Source organism: Anabaena sp. CCY 9910 (assembly GCF_963920875.1).
Classification (GTDB): domain Bacteria; phylum Cyanobacteriota; class Cyanobacteriia; order Cyanobacteriales; family Nostocaceae; genus Trichormus; species Trichormus variabilis.
Genome location: NZ_CAWUDJ010000001.1, coordinates 495748 through 516456, shown reverse-complemented (window position 1 = coordinate 516456; position 20709 = coordinate 495748). Strand labels below are relative to the sequence as shown.

The following is a 20709-nucleotide window of genomic DNA, read 5'->3' as shown; positions in this document are numbered from 1 at the left end:
AGATACCCGAAGTTTCTCTATATTGATCTGTTTCTTAATAGTTGTTGCACAAATTGATCCCATGAACTTCGCGGAACCTGCTTCTGTAATTCGTTTGACTTCCCTTGCGGTGATAGCAGCCCTTGGTTTGCTTGCACCTGTGAATGCTCAAAACCCACAGCCTATTGACCCCAATAGTCCAAATAACCTGCGTCCTACAGCTCAAAATAACAGCTTATTGAGCATCGAAGGTGGAGAACGTTTAATGAAAGAAGCAGAACAAGCGGTTGCTGCTCAAAACTATACCTTAGCTGCCAAAAAACTCCAAGAAGCGCGACAGGTATACAATCAGTTATCGAATTTTTATCAAGATTTAAACTCTAGTTTTTCGGGAATTGACAATAGAGTTTCTGATTCTCAACGTCAAAGAGCTTTATTAACAGCTCAAAAGCGGGATGAAGCAACCTATCAGTTAGCATTGGTACATCGCGCCCAAAACCAGGCAGAATTGGCTGTACCCTTATTGGTGCAAATTATTAAAAGTCAAAACCCAACACGAGATTTAGGGAAGAAAGCTTATCAGCAGTTGTTTGAGTTAGGTTTTGTTGAAGCACCTTTTCCCCGACAAGGTGGTAATCCAGCTTCTTCATCACAGAAATAAATAATTAAGTTCCTGTTGTATTTCTATTGCTCCCCTCCTGCTTGTTGGCTGTGAAAAAATGCCGCAATGGTAGGATGGGATTTTTTATATCTAGTATCATGGTTGTGGTGGGCAATGCCCACCACAACCATGATACGGTGGTAGTTGCCAACTATGTATATTTCAAAAATCAAATACTAGTACTGTATAAATATGTAAACTAACGCCGTATGCAACTTTCTCTCAACCTCCAAACCCTTCCCTACGTTCGCGCAGCGTGTCGTTCGCGTTAGCGTTGCGTAGCAAACACAGGGAAGGGGAGCAAGATTCAAAGTAGAGACGTTGCATGCAACGTCTCTACAGTTTCAGGGGAATGGAGAGGGGTTTCAAAAATAAGTTGCACATCGCGTAAACTATCGAAGAATTAGCCACCAAAAAAGCGCCCTTCCAATTTGCATGGAAGAGCGCTTTTTTAATTAACTGAAACTGAAGATTAACCGTTGATAGCAGGAGCGGTTAAAGCAACAGGAGCAACTTCACCAGCAGCCAAGTCTAAGGGGAAGTTGTGAGCGTTACGCTCGTGCATTACTTCCATACCCAAGTTAGCGCGGTTGATGATATCAGCCCAGGTGTTGATCACACGACCTTGTGAGTCGATGATGGATTGGTTGAAGTTGAAGCCGTTCAAGTTGAACGCCATTGTGCTTACACCCAACGCGGTAAACCAAATACCGATTACAGGCCATGCAGCTAGGAAGAAGTGCAATTGACGGCTGTTGTTGAAGGAAGCGTATTGGAAGATCAAGCGACCGAAGTAGCCGTGTGCTGCAACGATGTTGTAGGTTTCTTCTTCTTGACCGAACTTGTAACCGTAGTTTTGCGATTCGTTTTCGGTTGTTTCACGAACTAAGGAGGAAGTTACCAAGGAACCGTGCATTGCGGAGAACAAGCTACCGCCGAATACACCAGCTACACCTAACATATGGAAGGGGTGCATCAAGATGTTGTGTTCTGCTTGGAACACGATCATGAAGTTGAAGGTGCCGGAGATACCCAAGGGCATACCATCAGAGAATGAACCTTGTCCGATGGGGTAGATCAAGAATACTGCTGTAGCAGATGCCAAAGGTGCAGAGTAAGCTACGCAGATCCAAGGACGCATACCTAAACGGTAAGACAATTCCCACTGACGACCGAGGTAGCAAGCGCATCCGATCAAGAAGTGGAAAACTACCAATTGGTAAGGGCCACCGTTGTACAACCACTCATCTAAGGAAGCTGCTTCCCAGATGGGGTAGAAGTGCAAGCCAATAGCGTTGGAGGAGGGAACAACTGCACCGGAGATGATGTTGTTTCCGTAGATCAATGAACCAGCTACTGGTTCACGGATACCATCGATGTCTACTGGAGGTGCAGCAACGAAAGCGATGATGAAGCAGACGGTAGCGGCTAGCAGGGTAGGAATCATCAACACGCCGAACCAACCAACATAAATGCGGTTTTCGGTGCTGGTGATCCATGTGCAGAACCGTTCCCATACGTTAGCGCTACTACGCTGTTGTAAGGTTGTGGTCATTTTTTTATGATTGCTTTGGATTTGTGCAGATTAATTCAGACGTTTTTTTAGACTTACGCCTGTCTCATAAAATTTACATGAATTCACGCAAATTTACTAGACAAACAACGCATGAATTAATAATTCTTAATGTTAATTATTCCCTCTATCTTTGGGAGTCCTTGTGTTTCTTTGGTTTGAAAGTTAATTAACCGTAGATATCAGTAAGTCTTGGAGATTAAATCAATATTTATTAAGTAATGTAAAACGATACATTGAGTAATGTAAAGCAATAGCACCTGATTTTTTAGTAATACCGTTTCTTAATGAAGATGTGCTTTATTCTGGACTGTAGAGAAAACGCATACAACGTCTCTACATCATTTATTTGGTGCAACTTCATAGAGAATTGGTATAAGAGCTAAAGTCCTTTTTTGAGACTAAACTCCTGACGGCAAACATTTATTGATTTACGTCGTTTTAGGGAGAAAACTATTAAAAATCAAAGTAAATATAAGGAAGGCTACCTTCAGGGGCGAATAACCAAACAGCGTAGAGGCATAGAGGTACAAAGACGAGTTTTAGAGGCCAGTTTAACTCTAGTTTCAGCTTGCCTTTGAAGCCATAGGTTATACCCATGAGAGTAAATAAAGCTATAAGAATGGCAGAAACTTGAGATTGGCTAGTATTTAAGGCTTCCACGTAGACCTTTTGTGCAAATTGAGCATCCGCAGAGTGACCCCAGAGGCGCTGAATGACGAGAGAAGATTCTGACAGATTAGGCAGACGGAACCAAATCCAAGAAGTGAAAACCATCCATTGGGTGAATAGCCAAGCTACAACTACCCCTAAAGGATTTTGCCAGAATAGCTCTAACTTTTCGTAGCGATCGCTCATTACATCCGTCAGTCGATGAACCACTAAAGCTAAACCATGATACATCCCCCAAACCACAAAGCCCCAGGCAGAACCATGCCAAATCCCAGCAATTAGCATAATCAAGAACAAATTCCCGCAGGTGCGAGTTAAACCTTGACGGGAACCCCCCAAAGGAAAGTAGACATAATTCCGCAACCAATCTCCTAGAGTCATGTGCCAACGCCGCCAAAATTCAGCGATGCTGGTGGTGAAATAGGGAAAATCAAAGTTTTCAGGTAACACTAAACCAAATAGCAAAGCAGTACCACGGGCGATGTCTACATAACCGTTAAAATCCAAATACAACTGCAAACCATAAGCGAAGGTAGCTAGCCAAAGATCAGTACTACCAGCCCGTGGCAAATTACCAAAACACAAATCTACAAAAATCCCTAGCCTGTCTGCCAAAATCCCTTTTTTGACAGCACCTCTAGCAATTAACCATAATGCCTCTGACACCTTATCAGCAGTGGGTAACTCTAAGGTATTAAATTGATTTGCTAGGTTGTGATAACGGGTAATGGGGCCAGAAATTAATTTAGCAAAAAATAATTTATAGGTAGCGAATTGGAGGAAATTATTAGTTGCCGGCGCACCACGATAAACATCTATTAAATAAGCAATACATTCAAATGTAAAAAATGAAATTCCTAAAGGTGCAATAATTTTCCACGATGATTCGGATGGGTTGACAGGAAAATCAAAAATTAACTGCAAGAAACTGTTAATATACTTAAATCCGAGTAATAATAAAACATTTAAAACCACACCTAACCACAATAAATTTAGCCGTTTGCGGTTCCAATCTACTTGAGCAAATTGCCACTCTTCATTAGAAATTTGCCAGTTGAGGTTATGTTGTCCTGGTGATGTGTTTTTACCAATTTCTCGCCCTAAGCGGAAGTTAATAAATGTGAGTGTTAATAACAGTGGGATGTATTGGATACTCAAAGAAGCATAAAACACCAAGCTAGCAATTAATAAAGTCCATAATCGCAGTTGCTGACGACCTACAGACCAATAAATCCCCAGCACACTTAACAAGAAAAGCCCATACAAAATAGATATGAAGTTCATGGTTTAGTTGGTTGTCAATAGTCAATAGTCAATAGTCAATAGTCCATAGTCCATAGTCCATAGTCCATAGTCCATAGTCCATAGTATTCTTCTTTGTTTCCCCTGCTTCCCCTACTCCCCCTACTCCTCCTACTCCTCCTCTACTTCGTTGGCCAGGAAATCATCGGGTCATTGGCTAGTTTTTTCGAGACTTCGTAAGCACCAAAACGATTAAGGTGGCTGGGGTCGGAAAAATAATCATTGGCTTTTGTCCACAGTTCGCTTAAATCTCGATAGATAAAGTTAGGATTTGTGGCTAAAACTAACATATATTGCTGAAATTCTTGCTCGTATTTTTTGCGTATTGGGTCTAAATATTCTGCGGTTAGGGGCATATTGACAAAGACTAAAGAAATATTTTGCGATTGGGTAAATTGCAAAACATCTCTAAAGGCTGCATCTTGTATACCGCCTACTTGAAAAGATTTATAATCGTTGTCGTAATTACCTGTGACTTTAGGATGTTTTTGATAGTATCTAGCTGGATGAAAGCGCACAGATAAAGCGAGGAAACCATCAAAATCAACAGCTTGTAAATTACTACTATCTTCGGCATTATCTATGGTTGACTGTGTTGGTGATTTGGCTTCTGGTGACTTGCTACTAAATATAGGTAAAGATGCTAGTTTATTTTGCAATAATATTTTGACTTGTTCGCGGTTTTGATAAGTGACAGAAACAGCTGCTAAACCTTGGTTTAACCACAAATTCACAGCTTGATAGCTATTCATTTCTGGCTTGGGTGAAGTTTTCACTTCTTCCGCCGACTTTTGGGGAGTTTTTGCTGATTCTTCACTACTGGAGACTGTCTGGGCTTTCTGCAAAATATCTTGATAGCCTGGGGAATTAGCGATCGCTCTAAATGTTAAATCCTCTCGTCCACTATTAAACGCACGGGAACCATCAGCCCAAATAATAATTTTTGGTAGTTCCGATGGTTGCAAAACTTGGCGAACTACAAAGTCTACAACTTGGGCTGTGGCTCCGTTAATGCCAAAGTTAAATACATCTATTTTGGGATAACCTTGCAATGCTAAAGCTTTAGATAAAGCCATCGGATCAACTCCCCTCAGGGCGCGGGAGGAACCAATAATTAACACATCCGGCGCTTTACCGTTTCTGGCGATGCGTTGTTTATATAAAGCCAACTGCTCATCTAATTGCCTGACATTAAAGCTGGGCATTTGCGATCGCGCGGCTAATAAAATAGCGGCAGCTGTGGCTTTTTCTCTAAGCGGTGCAGCTTTTAAGTTTTTGGGTTGGTTCTCATCTTGAGTAAAGCCAGAAGGATTGAATACACCACTCCTCTGCTGAGAACTGCTGGTGAAAAATGCTGTTCTCTGACTTTGGTCATCTTCATAGTCAGTTTGGTCAGAGGGTGATGGTTGGGAAATACTCGCTGCCTGTGTTGTACTAGGCGTAGTGCGAGTTACAATCACACCTAAAATCCAATCTGTTTGCAGGGTGAGTAATAAGCCCAAAGTACCCCAAACTAAGGCAACTTTTACCCCTTGGGTATCAGTAAATTGGTTGGTCTGCTGACCGCTTTCGGTAAATAACTGGGTATTGAGAAACCACTTTCTGACGGTGGTGGTTGTGGTAGCTACCCAATCTCGCGCCACTTCCGAGACAAAATTCTGGACTTCCTCTGTGGTGACCTCAGAACGTAAAATTGGTTCGTCGTCTTCCCTGGTAATCAGGTCGTTGACGTATTCGGAAGTAGCGGCAAATTCTGGGGTGGCTTCGGGAACTAGGCGCTGGCGGTGGACTAAATCTACACCATAATGCCAAAAGGGTTCTTTATTCCCGGCACGGCGACCATAAACCCGTACGCCAGCCGTCCCCGCCAAGTTTAACTGACGCAAAAACTGGATAACTTTTGGTGCTACTTGCTTGCGACTGGGACAAATGGGTGCATCACACATAATGTGGAGTAAATCCCCTTTCCGCAACAAGAGTACTCTCAGACCACCTGTTTTTAACTTGCGGTCTAAGTCTGGGTTGAGGAGGCGTTCGAGTAGGAAAATGATTGCAGGTTCATCACCAGTAACAGCTAAGTCAAAGGCGGAGGTAGCCAAGGCTGGGTGTTCACTGGCGGGTAACTTCAGCCAATCAATCCATTCTGGTTGTTTGTCATTGATTTTCTGGCCGTAAACCGTAGCCGCGAGGATACCTTGGGGGGCGATCGCTTCTAGTTGGGAAGAAATTTTCTCAATGCAAGTTGTCTTGTCTGGTGCTGGGGAATCTGGCGCTGAATTAGCAGTGGGTTCACAAAATATATGTAGGGTGGATTCCTGCAAAGAAACCTGTACAGTTACCAATAACTCTGATAATGCGGCTGTGAGTAGACGGGCGATCGCTTGCACATCTCCCCACCTAGCCCATTCCTTCAGCATTACCTCCGGTGGTGTCAAGTCAATCCTTAACAACCAGTCAGGGTTTGTCTCACCACTAACTTGAGAAACAATCACAGCATCACGATAGCCAGCCAACTTCAATTGGCGTAATTTCTGGGCTACTGGTTCGGCTAATAATGAAGGGTCAGGACTATAAGCAGACTGGCAAAATATCCACAGGCGACTAAATACATCAGCATTACCATCTTCAGGCTGATGCTGCTTCACCTTCACCTGCACCGCCACACCCATTGCACTCAAGGTTTCGCTGAGATAACGGGCTATGGCATTGGCATCGCCTCGACGTGCCAAACTCTCATTAGAGAGAATCATTGCCCCACCAGGGGCTTTAGCTGCATCTTCTAGTAGGGCTTGTTCCACTTGTTCCAGATGGCGTTCCAACTGGTTTAAGTGGACTTTGTGGCACCATTGGGGGCGGTACTCCCCTTTTTTTCGCCCGTAGACAAATACTTGGTATATTGAGGGTTGTTCGTTGCTGGTGAGGACATCTAAATCTGTTTGCTGTAACGCATGAAGCAAATCAGAGAGAGTGCGCCAGCGTTGAGGACACTCTAAACCTTCACAAAGAATATGAAGATCATTTCCCCGTAACCGGACTTTCACCCCGAAAGTATTTATCCCCGTTGCTTGGCTGACCCATTGCAACAAGGATTGCTGGCTATCTAGTAGGACTGTTTTCATGGGCAGTTAACTTTACAAGAAGCGAATTTTGGGGGGTAGTGCCTGCACTTGTAAACTAAAACCATAGGTCTATCACATTTTGAAGTTTTCTGTTAACAATTTCGTTACCATCTCGGCTTGCTAAATAGGACAAGATAGTCTTATACAGTTACAAGTCATACAGATTTTGAGTTTTGCGTTTTATTCTACTCGCTGGCTAATCATTTAAGGACAAGCAATGCCTCCTATTACCCAACAGTCCACACCAACCCCCGGATTAAATTTGGTTTTGTTTAGCATTCCCCAATCTCTCCTCTTAGAAATAGGTACAGCGTCTATACTACTGCTGCTGACCACTGGAAAAGTCACCGTAAAAGCCCTGGAATCCTTAGGCCAAGCCAGTGAAGAATTATTTCGCGGCGATCGCCTGCCTATTTTACCCTTCCCTGATGATGATGAATCTAACAATTAAAGTTAAAAAATATACATCGATAGTATGCTCACATAAGTAGACAAGAGCATAAGTTACCAAAAATCAATCTGTTAAACAGTAATTGGCTTTACAAGAGAAGCAAATATGGGTTCTGTTTTATACTCTTTATCTGAATCTGCTAATTTATATCCAGCATCGGAATTATTCTTGCGTCATCGTCTCCAAATAGTAGAAGAACTTTGGGAGTCGGTACTGCGGCAAGAATGTGGCCAAAATATGGTGGATTTGTTACGGCAGTTACGTGATTTGTGTTCGCCAGAAGGACAAGCCACAAAAGACCAAGCGGTTTCTGCTGTCAAGTTAATTGAACAGTTGAATATTAATGAAGCTATCCGGGCGGCTAGGGCTTTTGCTTTGTATTTTCAGCTGATCAACATCATAGAGCAGGAATATGAGCAAAGGCAGCAATTAACTCGCTATTCTGACTTAGAAGCAGAAACAGCACCCCTGAATGGTTCCGAAAACATTACCTCATCCTCTAACCACAACGAAGATGATGTGATTTTCAACCGGGGCTTAGGAACTGATTTCTTAGGAAAAAATTGGACTAATCGCGGACAAGGGAAACAAAAAGGTACTTTTGCGGCGTTATTTCCCTTACTGTCTAAATTGAATGTCCCCCCCCAACAAATTCAACGCCTAATTTCCCAACTAGATGTCCGGTTGGTATTCACCGCCCACCCGACGGAAATTGTCCGCCACACCATTCGGGACAAACAACGGCAAGTAGTAGATTTGTTACAACAACTCGATGAGGTGGAAAATCGGTCTAAGGAGGGCGGCGGCTATCCTTGGGAAGCTGGGGAAATTCGGGAAAAATTACTAGAAGAAATTCGCTTGTGGTGGCGTACAGATGAACTCCACCAATTTAAGCCCACTGTATTGGATGAAGTGGATTATGCTTTGCATTACTTCCAAGAAGTTTTATTTGATGGGATTCCCCAACTGTATAAGCGCTTCAAATACGCCCTCAATCAAACCTTTTCTTGGCTAGAACCACCCAGTAAAGATTTTTGTTCCTTCGGTTCTTGGGTAGGTTCAGATAGAGACGGTAATCCATCGGTAACACCAGAAATTACCTGGCAGACAGCTTGTTATCAGCGCAAAATGGTGCTGGAAAGATATATCAAGTCAGTCAAGCAATTGATTGAATTATTAAGTATCTCCATGCACTGGAGTGACGTTTTACCAGACTTATTGGAATCCTTGGAGTTAGATCAATCCCAGTTAAGTGAAGTATACGACGCATTAGCCCTGAGATATCGCCAAGAACCTTATCGCCTGAAGTTAGCTTACGTCCTCAAGCGGCTGGAAAATACCCGCGATCGCAATTTAGCATTATATAAAGGTGAAACCCCCACCAATGAAGATAGCCCCATGTATCGTTCGGGGTCAGAATTTCTGACGGAACTGCGGTTAATTCAGCATAACTTGACAGAAACAGGTTTAAGCTGCCGAGAATTGGATAATTTGATCTGTCAAGTGGAAATTTTTGACTTTAACTTGACAAAATTAGACATCCGTCAAGAATCCACCAGACACTCCGACGCTTTAAACGAGATTCTCGACTATCTCCAATTATTACCCCAACCATACAACGACCTCTCCGAAGAACAGCGAGTGGCTTGGCTGACAACCGAACTGCAAACCCGTCGCCCATTAATTTCGTCGGAACTACCATTCTCAGATAAAACTAATGATGTCATCAAAACCTTCCGCGTAGTGCGATCGCTCCAGCAAGAGTTTGGCATTAATATCTGCCAAACTTACATCATTAGTATGTGCCGTCAAGTCAGCGATGTCTTAGAAGTTTTACTCCTAGCCAAAGAAGCCAGACTTTTTGACCCAGCGATCGCCGTCGGCACAATTCAGGTTGTACCATTATTTGAGACTGTCGAAGATTTACAACGTTCTCGCAGCGTCATGCGACAGTTATTTGAGTTACCCCTATACCGCGCCCTATTAGCGGGTGGTTATAAAAGTACCGAGGTAAAAATACCCAGTCCTGATTCAACCCCACTCCCCACCCCCCACTCCGTACTCACCCCCGACTTACAAGAAGTCATGCTGGGGTATTCCGACAGCAACAAAGACTCTGGCTTCTTGAGTAGCAACTGGGAAATTCACAAAGCCCAAAAATCATTACAGAAAATCGCCGAAGAATATGGCGTAAATCTGCGGATTTTCCACGGACGCGGCGGTTCCGTAGGTAGGGGAGGCGGCCCAGCCCACGAAGCGATTTTGGCACAGCCAGGACACAGCATCAACGGGCGGATTAAAATTACCGAACAAGGGGAAGTATTAGCTTCCAAATACTCCTTGCTGGATTTAGCCCTGTACAACTTGGAAACCATCACCACGGCGGTAATTCAAGCCAGCCTCCTGCGGACTGGGTTTGATGATATTGAACCGTGGAACGAAATTATGGAAGAATTAGCAGCGCGATCGCGGCAACATTATCGTGGTTTAATTTACGAACAGCCCGATTTTATCGACTTTTTCCACCAAGTCACCCCCATCGAAGAAATCAGTCAACTACAAATTAGTTCCCGTCCCGCCCGTCGTCCTTCCGGTAAGAAAGATTTAAGCAGCCTCCGCGCCATTCCTTGGGTATTTAGCTGGACACAAACACGATTCTTACTACCTTCTTGGTACGGTGTCGGTACAGCTTTGCAAGAATTTTTTAACGAAGAACCAGAAGAACATCTCAAATTGATGCGCTACTTTTATGTCAAATGGCCTTTCTTCAAGATGGTGATTTCTAAAGTAGAAATGACCCTGGCGAAAGTAGATATGCAAATGGCTGGTCACTACGTACAAGAATTATCTGACCCTGAAGACAAATCTCGATTCGAGAAAGTATTTGAGCAAATCGCCAACGAATATTATCTCACCAGAGATTTAGTCTTAAAAATCACCGACCACAGTCGGCTTTTAGATGGTGATCCCGTACTCCAGCGTTCTGTACAGTTACGCAATGGTACAATCGTCCCGCTAGGGTTTATCCAAGTTTCCCTCCTCAAGCGCCTACGCCAGTCCAAGAATAATAATGCTACCTCCGGTGTCATTCACTCTCGTTACAGCAAGGGAGAATTATTGCGCGGCGCACTGTTAACCATTAATGGTATTGCCGCAGGGATGAGAAATACAGGTTGATTTGTGAGTTGTCAGTAGTTAGTGGTCAGTGGTAAAACACATACAACTGACAACTGACAACTGAACAAATGGTCAAAAATAAAATCTTAATCTGTACTGTTCTAGCACTATCATCAGGATTTCTCGGCGGGAACATTGGTAGTCAAATCACCTTAATGTTACATAGTCAGAGGTGTCAAAATCAAAATTGGGGCATAAAAGAATTATGTAACGTTTGGATAACCCCAGGAGCAACTTGGCAAGGTAGTACAACTGGAGTTTGGACAGGTGCGATATTAGGTGCATTTGCTGGTGGTTTGGTCATCAGGCAAAATCGCTCTTAAGTCAGTCTTTTTCGATAATTTTTCTGATCTACGGTAGTCTAACTGTTACCAGTAGTGTTAGGACATCAATAGATGATACAACCTAGACACAACAAGACCTTTCACCCAATCCCCAGTCCCCAGTCCCCAGTCCCCAGCTATATTTTCTGACTAGCTCCCACAAATTCCATATGATTACTATAGACGCTCCAAGTTCTGACGCTTACACTTGTGGCGCTAGAATAAGAGCGACTTTATGCAACTACCGAGAATTGTTTTAGGCTGTTTGGCGGGATTAACTACCCTAGTCTCAATTATGGAAGCCAAACCAGTAATAGCATCTACAACTACCCTAATTAATGAGAACTTCAGTCACATAAGAAATTGGAAAGACTTAAGTACCAGTATCTCTTGGGGTGGTCATCCAGTTGGTACTTCTGCTTTTCAAATTTTTGATATTGGCGGCGGTAATAAAGCTGTGGGTATTGCTGATGGCACAACCCATAGCGCTGCTAATATCTTGATTAATGGCTTAAGTAGCAATTACACCAACCTTACAGGCTTAAAAGGATTTTCTGCTTTAGACTGGCAATTTCCCCAACCAATTAATCATGCTACTCGTGTAGTTACCGTAGAGTTTCGCGTCAAATGGATGGAGTTGAGTAATACTAGTTCTGGTGAAGGGGGACGATTTTTAGTTATCCTAAATCACAACTATCCTATAGGTGGACTCAATCTCACTCCTAACAGTAAATACCAGGACTTCAGTACGCCTAACATATGGGCGCAACCAGCTTACCATGCCCGTATTCGTTCTGGAAATAATGCGGCTTCTTTCGCCATGCTTCAATACGGTGGGGGAATGTCTGCATCGGGAGAATACGAAAAATTTGATGCCAATAATGATACTATTCCTGACTGGTGGTTACCAGGGTTTATCCAAAGTGCTGGCGGTGGTGTTCCCGGTCAAGGTTCTCCCTTTCCGGCTAATAGCTGGTCGCGTTCAGCTACTGGGTTAGCCTCGACAAATTGGCAGACTTTTCGCTATGTAGTCACACCAAATACACAAGAACTATGGCGCGATGCGAATGGAAGTGGTAATTTTACTCGTGAAGCGATAATGTTTTTACCGCAAAGTAGTACTGCTCCTTTTTATCAATACTTCACTCAATTGTCTGGTTTAAGGCTTTACTGGCGGGCTGCTGGTATCACAAAAGGTCAGGTATTAGTAGATAGATTAAAAGTCACGGTGAACACAATACCATGAACCTCATCTGAATTGTGTTATGCAAGTTTGTCTGCGTGGTTAAAGGCTTCCAGTTAACACTTCAAAATACCCTACGGGAAGCTTACGTGTCTCAATTGCATAACTACTAATATAAGGTGTGTTATGCCGTTTCTTGATGTAGCTTGCCTGGCGTAGCCATAGATGCACTTTATTTTGTACTGTAGAGACGTTGCATGCAACGTCTCTACTTCCTAGAGAATTGGTATGACCTGTAATTTAGCTGATTCATCCTGCATTCACGCAACCCCAAAAATCTTTCTCTCAAGCAAAACGTCATCGCCACAGTATTTGTAACGAATCATCAACTATCACCAGTTAATTTCATCCAGTATTGTGAATAAAATATGTGGATGATGTGTAGGTGCTATGAAATTGCCACAACAAATCTCAAATTAATCCCTTTATGAGCAAATTTTGCTCTCAGCTAATTAGTCAAAATTTTCTAACATCATTCCTAATATTTGTCAATAAAATAAAGCCTTGATGTGATGATTGAGAAAATACATGAAAAACTATAATGATTCGCCAATATGAAACTTAGTCTATGTATGATTGTCAAAAATGAGGCGACGGCACTACCAAAGTGTTTGAGTAGTGTCGTAAATGTAGTAAATGAAATTGTAGTTTTAGATACAGGTTCTCAAGATGGTACTCCCCATATTGCCAGACAATTTGGGGCTGAGGTTTATGATTTTGTTTGGTGTAACGATTTCAGCATAGCCCGCAATACTGCCCTAAAATATGTCACTGGTGATTGGGTATTAGTTTTAGATGCGGATGAAACTCTTACACCAGCAATTGTCCCACATTTAAAAAATGCGATCGCCAGTGAAGAATATTTACTTGTCAATCTCATGCGTCAAGAAGTAGGCGCAGAACAATCTCCCTACTCTCTGGTGTCGCGCCTATTTCGCAACCATCCAGAAATTCGCTTTGAGCGTCCCTACCATGCTTTAGTAGATGATAGTGTTTCGGCAATTCTCCAGAAGGAACCCCAATGGCAAATTGGTTATTTACAAGGAGTAGGGATTCTTCATGCAGGTTATCAAAAAAGTGCGATCGCTCAAAATAACAAATATGCCAAAGCCCAAACAACAATGGAAGGGTTTCTCGCTACCCATCCCCATGATCCTTATGTTTGCAGTAAGTTAGGGGCTTTATATGTAGAAACGGGGAAGATTGACAAAGGAATGGAATTATTAAAGCGAGGTATCAACGCTTGTCAAGAAGAGTACGAAATTTTGTATGAACTCCACTATCATTTAGGTATTGCCTACAATCGGTTAAAGAATCCCCAACAGGCAATTTATCACTACCAAACTGCCATCAAATTACCAATTTACCCCATGCTCAAGTTAGGAGCATATAACAATTTAGGTAGCTTACTAAAAGCTGCTGGAGATTTAAATGGGGCAAAAAAAGCTTACGAAACTGCTTTGAAAATTGATACCAACTTTGCCACCGGACATTATAACTTGGGGATGATTTGCAAAGCAATGGGTTTATTTACAGAGGCGATCGCCTGTTATCAAAAAGCCATTAAATTAAAACCAAACTATGCAGAAGCTTATCAAAATTTAGGAGTAGTACAGTTAAAAGTTGGCAATGTCTTAGCTAGTAAAACAGCTTTTAAAAATGCCATTATTCTCCATGAACAAGACAACCCAGAAGAAGCGATGAGGCTGCGTCAAGGCTTGCGAGAAATGGGCTTAGTTTAGGAAATACTAGTATTATGCGAATCATTGCCCGCAGCACATTACGAAAGTTTTGGGAAGCGTATCCCGATGCTGAACAGCCATTAAAAGCTTCGTTTGATGAAGCGTCTCGTGCAGAATGGGATAGTCCAGCAGATATTAAAAGCACCTATCGTAATGCTAGTATTATTGCGAATAATCGAGTGGTTTTTAATATCAAAGGCAATGATTACCGCTTAATTGTTCACATCCGTTATGACATTGGAATTATTTTTATTCGTTTTCTGGGAACACATAAAGAATACGATAACGTAGATGCAACAAGTATTTGAGGCAGTAATATTATGCTGGAACCCCGTCCGATTCGTAATGAAGCTGATTATCGTGCGGCGCTTGATGAAATTGCAAGATTGTTCGATTCAGAATTAAATACACCAGAGTCTGACAAGTTGGAAGTATTAACTACACTTGTGGAAGCCTACGAACAAAAACATTACCCAATTGCAGCACCAGATCCTATTGAAGCAATCTTATATTATCTTGAATCCCGTGGGTTATCTGTAAATGATTTAGAGCCTGTCATTGGCAGCAAAACAGAAATTAGCAACATTTTACATCGTAGACAGGCGTTAACTTTGGAAATAATTCGGCGTTTACATCAACAATTAGGGATTCCAGCAGAGGTTTTAATTCAACCATACTCCTTGATGGAAAATTCAGCTTGATTCCGTGAATGCGTGTTAGTTATTAGTTGTTAATGTTATTCCCAAATTCGTTGCAGATTGAGTACAAACCCAGATAAAACATCTTCACCAGAAAGCGTTTGAGGTAATGTCAAAACCTCTACTTCCCGTTCTGGGTGATAAATTTCTACTTCCTGTTTTTTTCGGTTAATCAACCAACCCAATCTACATCCATTTAACATATATTCATACATTTTGTCTTGAACTTTTTTTAAACTGTCGGATGGTGACATTATTTCAATGACAAAATCAGGACACAAAGGAATAAATTTTTCTCTTTGTTCTTTAGTTAACGCTTCCCAACGAGACTTTTCTACCCAAGAAACATCAGGAGAACGATCAGCACCGTTGGGTAAAGTAAATCCGGTAGATGAATCAAAAACTTCACCCCCATGATTTATTTCATTCCATGATGCTACTTGCAGAATTAAATTAACATTACTTCTCCCTGTTTCTCCTCCTGTCGGTGGCATGATAATTAATTCTCCCTGGGCATTGCGTTCTAATTTTAAATCAGGGTTTTCTATACACAATTTATAAAACTGTTCTCTTGTCAATTTAATGACAGAATCGAGATTTAATGTAAGCGCTGTCATAGGAATATTTTCCGTTTTTATTCGCTGACTAGACTACAAATCTATATTCATTATGTTCCACACCACAATAAAACTCCCAAATATTTAGGGTAGGCAAGATGCCCACCCTATAAGAAGATGTATGATATTTTTGACTTGACAGTAGCTGACACCCGATGATTCACTAAATGCGAGAACGGACAAACTTCTCTAACCGATCCAAACCTTTCTCAATTGTTGCCAAATCGGTGGCGTAGGAGAGGCGGATGTTGTCATCAGCACCAAAAGCTATCCCTGGAATCACTGCAACCTTGTGTTCTTCAATCAAAGCATCACAAAATTCGAGGGATTTCAAACCGGTTTTGCTGATATCTGGAAACAGATAAAATGCACCGTCTGGTTTTGCAGTACTCAAGCCGGGAATGGCGTTGAGTCGATCTAGCATTACCTGACGACGTTTAGCGAAAGCTTGGCGCATTTCTTCCACACAGTCTTGGGAATCTTCCAAAGCAGCGATCGCCCCATATTGAGCAAAGGTACACACATTCGATGTACTATGCCCTTGAATGGAACTAGCAGCCTTGATAATGTCCACTGGCCCGGCTAAATACCCCAAGCGCCACCCTGTCATAGAATAAGCTTTTGCAAAGCCGTTACTAATCAAAGTGCGGTTAAAAATTTCCTTCCCTAGCGAACCGATACTGATATGCTGCGCGCCATCATAGAGAATTTTTTCGTAAATCTCATCAGACACAACATAGATATCTGCATCAACTACTACCTCAGCCAAAGCTTTGATTTCCTCTGGTGTATACACCATCCCTGTGGGGTTAGATGGCGAGTTGAGGACAAATAGCTTGGTTTTGGGGGTAATAGCTTTTCGCAGTTGTTCGGGGGTAATTTTATAACCAGTGGAAGCATCTGTGGGAACAATTACCGATTTCCCACCTACCAGAGTCACCATTTCGGGATAACTCAGCCAATAGGGCGCAGGAATAATTACCTCATCGCCTGGATCAATCAGTGCCACGATCAAGTTGTAAAGCGAATGCTTACCGCCATTAGTGACAATGACATTCTCTGGCTTGTAATCCAGATGATTATCCTTTTGCAACTTGTGGGCGATCGCTTCCCTTAACTTTGGTTCTCCAGCTGCTGCACCATACTTGGTTTTGCCTTCATCCAAAGCCTTGGCGGCTGCTGCTTTGATATGCGCTGGGGTATCAAAATCGGGTTCACCAGCGCTAAAACTACAAACGTCTATACCCTCTGCCTTCATGGCCTTAGCTTTCGCTGCGATCGCTAAGGTTAACGAAGGTGTTACCTGACTTACTCTTGCTGCCAGTTTCATTCTTACTTACTTCGGCAAATCTCGTACCTATTTAAGAATAGCCCAGATTCCCTGCTTGCTGTCCCCTCACCTTGGACTTTCCCAACATCAGCTTATCGTCCCACCCGAAAAATTTGGTCAGCAGTTAAATCCAACTCCGGGAATGTCGGCGATTGAATACGTTCCCCTTGACGAAACTGACTCACTTGGTACTCACCTTCAATTAGGTAATTTACTGAGATAGTTGGTTGCTTAGGGTTGCCAATAAAAGCTCGTCCACCTAACCCTGCATAGTCTACAATCCAGTATTCAGGAATACCCATCTCCTCATAATCAGCACGTTTTTTGTAATAATCATCACGCCAGTTAGTGCTGACAACTTCAACAATTAACTTCACACTTGCTGGATTCTCAATGATGGACTCACGCTCCCACCGGGGTTCCTTGCTTAACGCCTCTTGATCTAAAATAATGATGTCGGGTTCATAACCAGACTCACCCTTAGGCTTAACAATCGACTCTCTGGGAATAGTCCAAATACCGCGTTTCCCTATTTGGATGATGTTGAGAAATAATTCTTCTATCAGGAAGCCTGTAACATTAGAATGCTTCCCGCTTGGCTTTGGCATTTCGACTATCACCCCATCATGCAGTTCGTAGCGTCCCTCTGAGTTTTCTGGCAACCAATCAATAAATTCGTCAAAGATTACTTGTTTGGTTAAGGCTTGAGTCATAAATTTACCCTTCTGCTAACCACACAAAATTATTCTTAAATCTCAGCGCCCCTCTGCGATCACCTCAGCGCCCCTCTGCGTTCAAAAACACAGAGGTAATCATATACCTCTGTGTTAACTCACTCCCTTAAACCATCTCCGAAGAAGTTTGCACAACCGGCTGGGGCTGAGGCTGGAACATAAACAGCGAATAAACCACATCCCGGCGGATATTCACCATCATATCCAAGAACAACTCATAACCCTCACTCTTATACTCAATAAGCGGGTCTTTCTGCCCGTAACCACGCAAACCAACAGACTCGCGCAAAGCATCCATTTGTTGCAAGTGTTCCCGCCACAAAGTATCAATACGCTGCAAGATAAAGAAGCGTTCAGCTTGACGCATCAATCCTGGCTGAATTTGGTCAATTTGGGCTTCCTTGAGGTCGTAAGCAATGCGTACCTGTTCATGGAGGAACGCCTTAATCTCACTCACGCCCATATCTTCCAATTGACTCGCCTGCATATCAGATAACAGATAAACAAACTCTTTGACCTTTTCCACCAATTTATCTAATTCCCACTCTTCCGAGGGCAAATCAACGTTGATGTAGTAGTCAACGATTTCGTCCATCGTCTTTTCGGCATACTTAATCACCTGTTCTTTCAGGTCTTGACCTTCCAGAACCCGACGACGTTCCGCGTAGATGGCGCGACGTTGGTTATTCATGACCTCGTCGTACTCAAATACTTGTTTACGGATGTCGTAGTAATAGGTTTCGACTTTTCTTTGTGCGCCTTCCAAACTGCGGGTAAGCATTCCCGACTCAATAGGCATATCATCTTCTACATTGAAGGCTTCCATTAAGCCAGCAACGCGATCGCCTCCGAAAATCCGCAATAAGTTATCCTCTAAACTGAGGAAGAATCTTGTCGAACCAGGGTCGCCTTGTCGTCCAGCCCGTCCCCGCAACTGGTTATCAATCCGCCGTGATTCGTGGCGTTCCGTACCAATTACGTGTAAACCACCCCGTGAGACTACCTCATCATGTTCGGTGCTGGTAAACTCTTCATACTCCTGCTTAATTCGTTTGTAAGCGTCCCGCAGTTTCTGAATTACCGGGTCGTTCGTAGGGGCTTTTTCGGCGGCTACTGCTACTTTATCTTCTGCTTCCAATTCTGGTAAAGAGCGATCGCCATATTCCCGCACGGCAAAATCAACTGCTTCTTTCAGGAGTTGTTCTGCTTCTTTAGAAAGTTGCGTGGGGAAAATCTCTGGCGAAGCCTTCCAAGTCTTGACTTTCTTTCCAGGAACAAAGCCTTGACCCGCGCCATGTCCTGTGGGTAATCCTGCCGCCCTTTGGACACCAAACACATCTTCGTCATCTGGTCGGACAATGCGCGGCATAAAATATTCCCGCAATTTCAACCGCGCCATGTATTCAGAGTTACCACCAAGGATAATATCTGTACCCCGTCCTGCCATGTTGGTGGCGATGGTGACAGCACCCCTGCGTCCAGCTTGGGCAACAATTTCGGCTTCCCGTTCTACGTTTTCTGGACGAGCGTTGAGCAATTCGTGGGGGATACCTTGTTCTCTCAGTAGTTGACTGAGATATTCTGATTTTTCCACACTGGTAGTCCCTACTAACACAGGTCTACCAAGTTCGTGCATCTCCGCACATTCTCGCGCGATCGCCTGCCATTTGCCAATTTCTTTTTTAAATACTAAGTCAGACAAGTCTTCCCGTCTTCTAATTCTGTTAGTGGGAATAATCGTGACTTCTAATTTGTAAATTCTTTCAAACTCAGCTTCTTCTGTCTTAGCTGTTCCTGTCATCCCACCTAATTTGGGATACAACAAGAATAAGTTTTGATAAGTAATTGTCGCTAAAGTTTGAGTTTCTGGTTGAATATCTACGTGTTCTTTGGCTTCAATGGCTTGGTGTAAACCATCACTCCAACGTCTTCCAGGTAACACCCGTCCGGTAAATTCATCCACAATCACAACTTCCCCATTACGGACGATATAATTAACGTCCTTGAGGAACAGTTCTTTGGCTTTAATCGCATTGAAAACAAAGTGCGCCCAAGGGTCTTCTGGGTCAAATAAATCAGTTACTCCTAACAGTTCTTCTGCTTGTGCAAAACCCTCATCTGTTAGCAGTACGTTACGAGCTTTTTCATCTACGTCATAATGCTCATCTTTTTGCAGAGTCAGAGCAATTTCCGCCGCTTGGACATATTTTTCTGTAGGTCTTTCTACCTGGCCGGAAATAATGAGAGGTGTCCGTGCTTCATCAACTAAAATCGAATCTACTTCGTCAATGACGCAATAGTTAAAAGGACGCTGTACCACATCAGCCATTGATGTAGCCATGTTATCCCGCAGGTAGTCAAAACCAACTTCACTGTTGGTAACGTAAGTGATATCACACTCGTAGTTTTTCTGGCGTTCACTGGGAGTCATGCTGGATTGAATCAGCCCGACACTCAAACCCAGAAAGCGATGCACCTGTCCCATCCATTCTGCGTCCCGACGAGCCAGGTAATCGTTCACGGTGATTACGTGTACACCCTTACCAGTCAAAGCATTTAAATAACTCGGTAAGGTAGCCACCAAGGTTTTACCTTCACCGGTTTTCATTTCTGCGATTTGTCCACTATGCAGAATCACGCCGCCTAACATCTGGACATCAAAATGCCGCAACCCTAAGACTCGCCGTCCTGCCTCTCTTACCACAGCAAAGGCTTCTGGCAAGATATCATCCAAAGTTTCGCCTTTGGCAAGTCGCTGTTTAAACTCTGCTGTTTTACCTTTTAAATCTTCATCAGAGAGGACTTTAATGTCCTCTTCCAAGAGATTAATTTCTGTAATGTAGGGTTGGTATTTTTTGAGCTTACGAGCGTTGGGGTCGCCCAACAAGAGTTTTAGCATGGCAAGTTATAGAACTAAATCGAAGGGATGGGAATTAGAGGGATTTGGCTATTGATTATAAGAATTTAACCCTACCCAAACATTTTGGTGATGGATGGGGATGAAATGAAAATTAACTCAACAACAAAAATGTTGATTTAGTCAGTTTACTAAACGAGCGCTTTTATATCGCAGTTTAAAATTGAGACT

At 42.9% G+C, this 20709-nt stretch carries 15 protein-coding genes; 8 read left to right on the top strand and 7 right to left on the bottom strand.

Features of this window, described 5'->3' with window-relative positions:
* Positions 1-61 precede the first annotated feature (61 nt).
* On the top strand, positions 62-640 hold the full coding sequence (locus ACM5QX_RS02245) for a hypothetical protein (RefSeq protein WP_414752188.1): 579 nt from the start codon (positions 62-64) through the stop codon (positions 638-640).
* A gap of 472 nt (positions 641-1112) precedes the next feature.
* Here the strand turns inward: ACM5QX_RS02245 and psbA are convergent, their stop codons facing one another.
* From psbA to ACM5QX_RS02230, 3 genes are all read right to left on the bottom strand, one after another.
* Complete coding sequence (psbA, locus tag ACM5QX_RS02240) at positions 1113-2195, bottom strand: photosystem II q(b) protein (protein WP_414752187.1); 1083 nt, start codon at positions 2193-2195, stop codon at positions 1113-1115.
* 474 nt (positions 2196-2669) lie between these two features.
* Complete coding sequence (locus tag ACM5QX_RS02235; RefSeq protein ID WP_414752186.1) at positions 2670-4169, bottom strand: MBOAT family O-acyltransferase; 1500 nt, start codon at positions 4167-4169, stop codon at positions 2670-2672.
* Positions 4170-4309: 140 nt separating this feature from the next.
* The gene (locus ACM5QX_RS02230; protein ID WP_414752185.1) at positions 4310-7306 is read right to left on the bottom strand and encodes a DUF1574 family protein; all 2997 of its coding nucleotides are present in this window, start codon (positions 7304-7306) and stop codon (positions 4310-4312) included.
* A 217-nt stretch (positions 7307-7523) separates the two neighbouring features.
* Here ACM5QX_RS02230 and ACM5QX_RS02225 point away from each other — a divergent pair, with 217 nt between their 5' ends.
* The 7 genes from ACM5QX_RS02225 to ACM5QX_RS02195 all read left to right on the top strand — a co-directional run bounded on the left by ACM5QX_RS02225 (position 7524) and on the right by ACM5QX_RS02195 (position 14943).
* Positions 7524-7757, top strand: coding sequence for a hypothetical protein (locus tag ACM5QX_RS02225; RefSeq protein WP_414752184.1), 234 nt, complete (start codon positions 7524-7526; stop codon positions 7755-7757).
* A gap of 105 nt (positions 7758-7862) precedes the next feature.
* Positions 7863-10934: a phosphoenolpyruvate carboxylase gene (gene ppc, locus ACM5QX_RS02220; RefSeq protein WP_414752183.1), complete on the top strand. Its 3072-nt coding sequence runs from the start codon at positions 7863-7865 to the stop codon at positions 10932-10934.
* Positions 10935-11002: 68 nt separating this feature from the next.
* Complete coding sequence (locus ACM5QX_RS02215) at positions 11003-11257, top strand: hypothetical protein (RefSeq protein WP_414752182.1); 255 nt, start codon at positions 11003-11005, stop codon at positions 11255-11257.
* 235 nt (positions 11258-11492) lie between these two features.
* Positions 11493-12503 (top strand): hypothetical protein, encoded by a 1011-nt coding sequence (locus ACM5QX_RS02210; protein ID WP_414752181.1) that lies wholly within the window; start codon positions 11493-11495, stop codon positions 12501-12503.
* Between the two features lie 551 nt (positions 12504-13054).
* The gene (locus ACM5QX_RS02205; protein ID WP_414752180.1) at positions 13055-14242 is read left to right on the top strand and encodes a tetratricopeptide repeat protein; all 1188 of its coding nucleotides are present in this window, start codon (positions 13055-13057) and stop codon (positions 14240-14242) included.
* 14 nt (positions 14243-14256) lie between these two features.
* The gene (locus ACM5QX_RS02200; RefSeq protein ID WP_414752179.1) at positions 14257-14550 is read left to right on the top strand and encodes a type II toxin-antitoxin system HigB family toxin; all 294 of its coding nucleotides are present in this window, start codon (positions 14257-14259) and stop codon (positions 14548-14550) included.
* A gap of 12 nt (positions 14551-14562) precedes the next feature.
* A complete protein-coding gene (locus tag ACM5QX_RS02195; protein ID WP_414752178.1) occupies positions 14563-14943 on the top strand; it encodes a helix-turn-helix domain-containing protein in 381 nt (126 codons plus the stop codon).
* Between the two features lie 35 nt (positions 14944-14978).
* On the opposite strand, the gene ACM5QX_RS02190 is transcribed toward ACM5QX_RS02195, so the two are convergent.
* From ACM5QX_RS02190 to secA, 4 genes are all read right to left on the bottom strand, one after another.
* Positions 14979-15557, bottom strand: a complete 579-nt coding sequence (locus ACM5QX_RS02190; RefSeq protein ID WP_414752177.1) for a Uma2 family endonuclease — start codon at positions 15555-15557, stop codon at positions 14979-14981.
* 163 nt (positions 15558-15720) lie between these two features.
* Positions 15721-16887, bottom strand: coding sequence for a pyridoxal phosphate-dependent aminotransferase (locus tag ACM5QX_RS02185; protein WP_414752176.1), 1167 nt, complete (start codon positions 16885-16887; stop codon positions 15721-15723).
* Positions 16888-16979: 92 nt separating this feature from the next.
* Positions 16980-17600: a Uma2 family endonuclease gene (locus ACM5QX_RS02180; RefSeq protein WP_414752175.1), complete on the bottom strand. Its 621-nt coding sequence runs from the start codon at positions 17598-17600 to the stop codon at positions 16980-16982.
* A gap of 127 nt (positions 17601-17727) precedes the next feature.
* Positions 17728-20520: a preprotein translocase subunit SecA gene (gene secA / locus ACM5QX_RS02175; protein ID WP_414752174.1), complete on the bottom strand. Its 2793-nt coding sequence runs from the start codon at positions 20518-20520 to the stop codon at positions 17728-17730.
* Positions 20521-20709: the final 189 nt, after the last annotated feature.